At 63.1% G+C, this 6567-nt stretch carries 4 protein-coding genes, 1 tRNA gene and 4 pseudogenes; 8 read left to right on the top strand and 1 reads right to left on the bottom strand.

Annotated elements, in window-relative coordinates:
• The 3 genes and pseudogenes from JCM25156_RS07885 to JCM25156_RS22580 form a co-directional block, all read left to right on the top strand.
• On the top strand, positions 1-522 hold a 522-nt coding region (locus JCM25156_RS07885; protein ID WP_025812698.1), incomplete at its 5' end, for a PDZ domain-containing protein.
• A 187-nt stretch (positions 523-709) separates the two neighbouring features.
• Positions 710-1623, top strand: a pseudogene (gene folD, locus JCM25156_RS22575) (bifunctional methylenetetrahydrofolate dehydrogenase/methenyltetrahydrofolate cyclohydrolase FolD).
• 31 nt (positions 1624-1654) lie between these two features.
• Positions 1655-2391, top strand: a pseudogene (locus tag JCM25156_RS22580) (methylenetetrahydrofolate reductase).
• 19 nt (positions 2392-2410) lie between these two features.
• Here JCM25156_RS22580 and JCM25156_RS07900 read toward each other — a convergent pair.
• Complete coding sequence (locus JCM25156_RS07900) at positions 2411-2989, bottom strand: NUDIX domain-containing protein (RefSeq protein WP_025812699.1); 579 nt, start codon at positions 2987-2989, stop codon at positions 2411-2413.
• Between the two features lie 201 nt (positions 2990-3190).
• On the opposite strand from JCM25156_RS07900, the pseudogene JCM25156_RS22585 reads away from it, so the two are divergent.
• The 5 genes and pseudogenes from JCM25156_RS22585 to JCM25156_RS22595 all read left to right on the top strand — a co-directional run bounded on the left by JCM25156_RS22585 (position 3191) and on the right by JCM25156_RS22595 (position 6121).
• A pseudogene (locus JCM25156_RS22585) lies at positions 3191-4383 on the top strand (MFS transporter).
• Between the two features lie 57 nt (positions 4384-4440).
• Positions 4441-5024: pseudogene (locus JCM25156_RS22590) on the top strand (LOG family protein).
• A 56-nt stretch (positions 5025-5080) separates the two neighbouring features.
• Positions 5081-5157, top strand: a tRNA-Pro gene (locus JCM25156_RS07915).
• 182 nt (positions 5158-5339) lie between these two features.
• Entirely contained in the window at positions 5340-5624 is a 285-nt protein-coding gene (locus JCM25156_RS32055) for a glycosyltransferase (protein WP_277909415.1), read from the top strand.
• Complete coding sequence (locus JCM25156_RS22595; RefSeq protein WP_277909416.1) at positions 5576-6121, top strand: glycosyltransferase; 546 nt, start codon at positions 5576-5578, stop codon at positions 6119-6121. The genes JCM25156_RS32055 and JCM25156_RS22595 overlap by 49 nt, the downstream gene beginning before the upstream one ends.
• The last annotated feature ends 446 nt before the right edge of the window (positions 6122-6567 follow it).

The raw sequence follows: 6567 nt of genomic DNA on the forward strand, positions 1-6567 counted from the left end.
AATGGCCAGTCCATCGACACGCCGCATACGCTGGCGGTCAAGGTCGCCTCCATCGTGCCGGGCACCAAAACCTCCGTTTCCTACCTGCGCAACAACAAACCGCAGACGGCCAGCATCGTCATCGCCAGTCTGGGCAAGGGCGGCACCGCTGACAGCACGGTGGGCGACGCCCCGCATGACACGGATAAAGGCCCCCGGCTGGGCGTGACCCTTGCCCCCCTGACCCCGGACCTGCGCCAGCAGCTGGGGCTGGAGGACAGCGTGCGCGGCGTGGTCGTGAGCGATGTGCAGCCCGGCTCCCCGGCCGAGCAGGCGGGTATTCACGCGGGCGATGTGATTCAGGCGGTGGGCGAAGTGCCGGTCGAGAACCCGCGCGCCACGGTGTCCGCCATACGGCAGGCGCTTCAGGCCAATCATTCCGTGCTGTTGCGCGTGGTGCGCAACGGGCAGAGCGTTTTCGTGGCGGTCAGCCCCAACGCGGATGAAGGCGACGCCGCCGCCGGTGAGGACGACGACCAGTAAACCCGGCAGCGTCTATCGGGGCAGTCTTTGGGCCGGCGCAGCGATGCGTCGGCCCTTTTTGTATCTTCCGATGGGGATGTGGAGGAATTTTTTGCCGTTCCGTCCAAAAAAACGGGCGGCGATGATTGTGGCGGGGCGGTTTCTTGCCTTATCTGCTCGCATTGCCATGTTTGTTTCCGGAGGGATGATGACCGGCCCAGCACGATCCGAAACGCAGGAGCCATCCGGCGCCCGCCTGATTGATGGCAAGGGATTCGCCTCCCGTCTGACACAGGATATCGCGGCCGATGTCCAGGCGTTCTACGACCGGCATCACATCACGCCCGGCCTTGCCGTGGTGCTGGTGGGCAACGACCCGGCCAGTGAGGTCTATGTGCGCAACAAGGCGCTGCAGACCCACCGCGCGGGTATGCGCTCGTTCATGCACATGCTGCCCGCCACCACATCGCAGGAGGAACTGCTGGGGCTGGTCGCGCGCCTGAACGCGGACCCCGAAATCCATGGCATCCTTGTCCAGCTTCCGCTTCCCGCCGGGCTGGACCCGGTCGCGGTCACCAACGCCATCGCGCCTGAAAAGGATGTGGATGGCCTGGGCGTGGTCAATGCCGGGCGGCTGGCGCTGGGCCTGCCGGGGCTGGTGCCCTGCACCCCGCTGGGCTGCCTGCTGCTGCTGCGCCATTACGTGGGCGACATGCGGGGAAAGGATGCGCTGGTGATCGGGGCCTCCCACCTTGTGGGGCGTCCCATGGCGGAACTGCTGCTGCAGGAAGGCTGCACCGTAACCGTGGCGCATATCGACACGCGCGATACGGCGGCCTGGCGCGGCGGGCGGATATTGTGGTGGTGGCGACCGGGGTGCGTGAACTGGTGCGGGGCGACTGGATCAAGCCCGGCGCCACGGTCATTGACGTGGGCATTTCCCGTGTCACGCTGCCTTCGGGCAAGACGCGGCTGGTCGGGGACGTGAAATTCGACGAGGTCGTGCGGCACGCGGGTATGATTACCCCCGTCCCCGGCGGGGTCGGGCCCATGACGATCGCCTGCCTGCTCCGCAACACCCTTGATGCGGCGCGCATGATCGTGGAAGCACGGGCAGGCTGAGAACGCCGCCGCGTAGTAGACAGGAAGAAAAATGACCCTGACTTCTGTAGAACTGATTCCGCGTGACCCGGAAACGCTGCTGCGCGATGCGCAGGAAGTCAGCGCGGTGTTTCCCGATGCGCAGATGATCAATATTCCCGATCTGCTGCGCTTCCCCCTGCGAAGCTGGGAGGCGGCTGCGCTGATCCGGCCCGTCTTCCCCCGCGTTGTGCCCCATATCCGCGCCATCGACATCGCCCCCGACGCCCCCCTGCCGGGTGCCGAGGATGAGGGCCTGCGCGAGGTGCTGGTGGTGCAGGGCGATCCGCCATCGGATCTGAAGCACCGGACCTACCCCAACACGACCGAGAGCATCATCACCCGCTATCGCCGTGAAGCGCCGCACCTGACCGTGTACGCCGCCTTTGATCCGTACCGCCGCGCGCCGTATCAGGAAATGGAGCCATCGCGCGCAAGAAGGATGCCGGGGCGGCGGGCCTGTTCACCCAGCCCGTGTTTGACATGCGCATGCTTGACCTGTGCATGAACTGGCTGCATGGGGAAAATGTGTTCTGGGGGATTTCCCCCGTCGTCGGTCCCAAGTCACGTTCCTATTGGGAAACGACGAATCACGTTATCTTCCCCCCCGATTTCGAACCGACGATGGAGGCGAACATCGCCTTTGCCCGGCAGATGATGCAGGCTGTGGCCAGCGCGGGGGGCAACACCTACCTCATGCCGCTGCGCGTCAATCTGGCGCGTTACCTCACGCCACTGCGCAAGGAATAGGAAGTCCGGGCGTGGAGGGTCAGATCCACCCCCGCGCCCGGATCAGCCCGAATGCCGCGATCGTGACCATGCAGGTCATGCGTCCATTCGCGATCATGGCTTCCATCTCCGCCAGCGTGACGGTGTGGCAGGTCATGTCCTCTTCCGTTTCCTCGCGCTGGTGCGGCCCCTGGCTCAGGCCGGTGGCAAGGTAGACCCGCCCTTTCTGCGTGGAGTAGCCCGCCCCCTGATAAAGGAGCCCGGCATCACGCATTTCGGTGGCGGTGAGGCCGGTTTCCTCCCGCAGTTCGCCACGCGCCACATCCTGTGGCGCGGCGTCGGGGCGGTGTTCCCACATGCCCATGGGCAGTTCCCACATCCGCCTGCCCACGGGGTAGCGGTACTGGCTGACAAGGGTGACGCGTGGCGGTGCCCCCGCATCATTCCATAGCGGCAGGATCACGACAAAATCCCCCCGTTCCACCACCCCGTACAGGCCCTGAATGCCGTTGGGGCGGATGATGATGTCCTCCCTTACGCGGGTCCATGGGTTTTCATAGGCGGTGCGGGTGGAAACGGTCACATATCCGCCTGCATCCGGCGTGGGGGATTGCGTCATCGGGGGGCCATCCTCTGTAATCATATCGTGTGCACCCGCATGTCCTGCAACAGGGGTATGATGCGGGAGTTGATGCCATCATCTGGATTTTGCGGTTTTTTCCATAATTCGTATTGTTATTTCGTTTCAACGCATTCCGTCCGCCGGTCCGGGCTGCCGTCATGTGCGCCGGTCGATCCTCTCGTGGAGTTTACGCGTATCATGTCCGGCTCGCAGGCCCCATCGGTATCCCATACACGGCGTATCCTGTCCGTCGTGCTGTTCAATCTGCTGTGCTATATCGATATCGGCCTGCCGATGGCGGTCATCCCGGTTTTCGTGCACGATGTGCTTGGCTACAATACGGTTCTGGCCGGGTTCGCCGTCTCCCTCCAGTATCTCGCCACCTTCGCCTCCCGCGCCAGCGCCGGACGCCAGACGGACCGCCTGGGGGCCAAGCCCACGGTGGTGAAGGGGCTGGCCATATGCACCCTGTCGGGCGTGATGCTGCTGCTGTCCGGCGTGCTGCTGCATTTCGCCATGCTTTCCGTCATGCTGCTGATCCTGAGCCGCATCCTGCTGGGGGTGGGCGAAAGCTGGACCGCGACGGGGGCGATCATGTGGAATATCGGGCGCGTGGGCTCGGCCCGTACGGCGCAGGTCATTTCATGGAACGGGATCACATCCTATGGCGGGATCGCGCTTGGCGCGCCGATCGGGCAGATCCTGTCCGGCCTGCCGCTGCCGTATGGGGGGCTGACCATGGTGGGCGTGCTGTCCGCTGTTCTGGCCCTGTTCGGGTTCGTGCTGGCGCGGCAGTACGACCCCGTGCCGCCCGTGCCCAGCAGCGCGCCGCCCATGCCATTCCGCGCGGTGTTCATGCGCGTGCTGCCCCATGGGCTGGTGCTGGCCTGCGGTTCGGTCGGGTTCGGTACGATTTCCGCCTGCCTGGCCCTGTTCTACGCCAATAACCACTGGAATGGCGCGGCCGTGGCCCTGACCGGGTTCGGCTCATGTTCTGCCTGATCCGGTTCCTGTTCGCCCGCCAGATTGACCGCCGGGGCGGGCTGATTGTCACCCTTGTATCACTGCTGGTGGAAACGCTGGGGCTGGTGGTGCTGTGGCGGTGCCACACCGTGGCGGGGGCGGCCCTGGGGGCGATATTGACCGGGGCGGGATTCTCGCTGGTCTTTCCCGCCATGGGGGTGCTGGCGGTCACGCGCGTCGGGCCGGAAAACCGGGGGGCTGCGCTGGGGGCCTTTTCGGTTTTTCTCGATATCGCGGTGGGGCTGTCGGGGCCATTGCTGGGGCTGGTGATCCAGACAATGGGGTACGGCGCGCTGTTTCTTGTCTCGGCCCTGTTTACGCTGGCCGGTGTGGGTGCGACCATTGTACTGAAATTCCTGCCGCGCTGATCTGCGCGCGGGCTGACTGACTGTATGATATTTTTCGCGGGGAGCTGAGCTGGGTAAATGCAGATTTCATCCGTTGCCGTTTTTTGTGGTTCGCGTTTCGGGTCGCGGCCGGAATATGCGGCCGAGGCCCGCAGGCTGGGCACAGCACTGGGGCAGGCTGGCGTAAAGCTGGTTTATGGCGGGGGGCATGTCGGCTCATGGGGGCCGTGGCGGATGCGACGCTGGCCGCCGGTGGCACGGTTACGGGCATCATCCCGTCCTTCCTGCATGACCGTGAGATCATGCATGAAGGGGTGACCGACCTGACCGTGACCGAAAGCATGCATGACCGCAAGGCGCTCATGTTCGCCGCGTCCGATGCCTTCGTGGTCATGCCGGGCGGGCTGGGTACGTTTGACGAGACGATCGAGATCATGACCTGGCGGCAACTGCGCCAGCATGACAAGCCGATCTACATCGTCAACATCGCGGGCTGGGCGGATGCGCTGCTGGCCATGGTCGATGCCTGCATTACGGACGGTTTCGCGGCCCCCACGGCGCGTGACCTGTTCGAGGTCGTGCCCGATGTCGCGACGCTTATGGCCACGCTGGAGGCATTGCCGGCACAGGCCGCCGCGCGTGACAGGGTTGCGACGCTGTAAAACTTTTCATCTATCCCCTTGCGTAAAAAGGCATGGGCTTGTATAGCCGCCTGCAACGGAGTGTAGCTCAGCCTGGTAGAGCACTGTGTTCGGGACGCAGGGGCCGGAGGTTCGAATCCTCTCACTCCGACCAGTTTTGCAGGCCGGTTGCCAATAAGGTGACCGGCCTGTTCTGGTTCAGGGCGCATTCTGGCCGGGAGGTTGCGGTTGGGGGGGAAATGTTTTATCTCCAATCGCCTCATGAATCGCGGTCCGGCCAGATGGTCGCCCGCCATATTCTCCTCTGTTCTGTGAACGCCCGGGACCTTACCGATCATGCAAGTTGCCGCCGCACCCGCGCATAATGACATGCATGCCCGGTGCGCGCCCCGACCGGGGCCGGAACTGAGTATCGTCATCCCGTGCTATAACGAGCGCGGCAATGTCGAGCCGCTGTTCCGTGCGGTGGCTGCGGCGGTGACGCGGCATGACTGGGAACTCATCTTTGTCGATGACAATTCGCCTGATGGCACGATAGAGGAAGTCTGGCGTCTGGCGCGGTCGATAGCCGCGTGCGCGGTATCGTGCGTGTTGACCGGCGTGGGCTGTCCTCCGCCGTGATCGAGGGGATCCTGTCTTCCTCCGCCCCGGTTGTCGCGGTGATGGATGGGGACATGCAGCATGATGAAAACCTGCTGGAACGCATGGCCGACGCCATAACCGTTGAAGGTTACGATGTCGCGGTTGGCAGCAGGCATGTGGAGGGCGGCGATAACAGCGGGCTGGCCAATGCGTGGCGGCTGCTGCTGTCGAATGCGGGCATACGGATCGCGCAGTATTTCCTGCCCGTGCGGATCACTGACCCGATGAGTGGTTTTTTTGCCGTCCGCCGTGACCTGTTTGTAAAATCCGTCCATGAACTGTCGGGAACGGGATTCAAGATTCTTCTGGATATGCTGATGGTCCAGAAGACCCCGCCCAGAATTATCGAACTGCCCTTCGTTTTCCGCACGCGTCAGGCGGGGGAGAGCAAGATGGGCAAGAAAGTGCTGTTCCAGTTCGCCCAGATGATTTCCCATAACCTGCGGTCACGGAAGAAGCGGGCAGGGAACAGATAATACACAATCAGGTATTATTCATAAAAAAGGGGGAGAATTTATTCTCCCCCTTTTATTTTCTGGCTACGTAAAAACTGCCCAAAAAATCCATAAAACATGAAGAAGTTTTTGGTGAAGCTTTTTTCAAAAAGCTTCAGGAAACGCCGCCTTTTTAAAAAAAGGCGGCTCCCAAAAACCTGTATTATTACCTACAAAGCAGCCGCTTATTTTGAATCCGGCGCGGGTTTGCCACTCTCCACGGGCTGCTCGGCTGGCGCGGCATCCTTGGACATGGCCGGAGGGGACGCTGCATCGCCGGTCGATGGGCTACCTTCCTGCTGCCCGGTTGCCGGGGTGGGCGCAGGGGTGGATGCCTTGTCTGGTGCTGGTGCTGGTGCTGGTGCTGGTGCTGGCTCAGGCGTGGCGGCAGGCACCGGTGCGGCGGGTGCGATGTCTCATCGGGTTTT

It is taken from the genome of Komagataeibacter kakiaceti JCM 25156 (genome assembly GCF_000613305.1).

What these genes read in the sequence shown, in the direction of transcription:
- JCM25156_RS07900 (WP_025812699.1), bottom strand. Translation starts at nt 2,989, where the DNA reads ATGACGCAATCCCCCACGCCGGATGCAGGCGGATATGTGACCGTTTCC.
- JCM25156_RS32055 (WP_277909415.1), top strand. Translation starts at nt 5,340, where the DNA reads ATGCAAGTTGCCGCCGCACCCGCGCATAATGACATGCATGCCCGGTGC.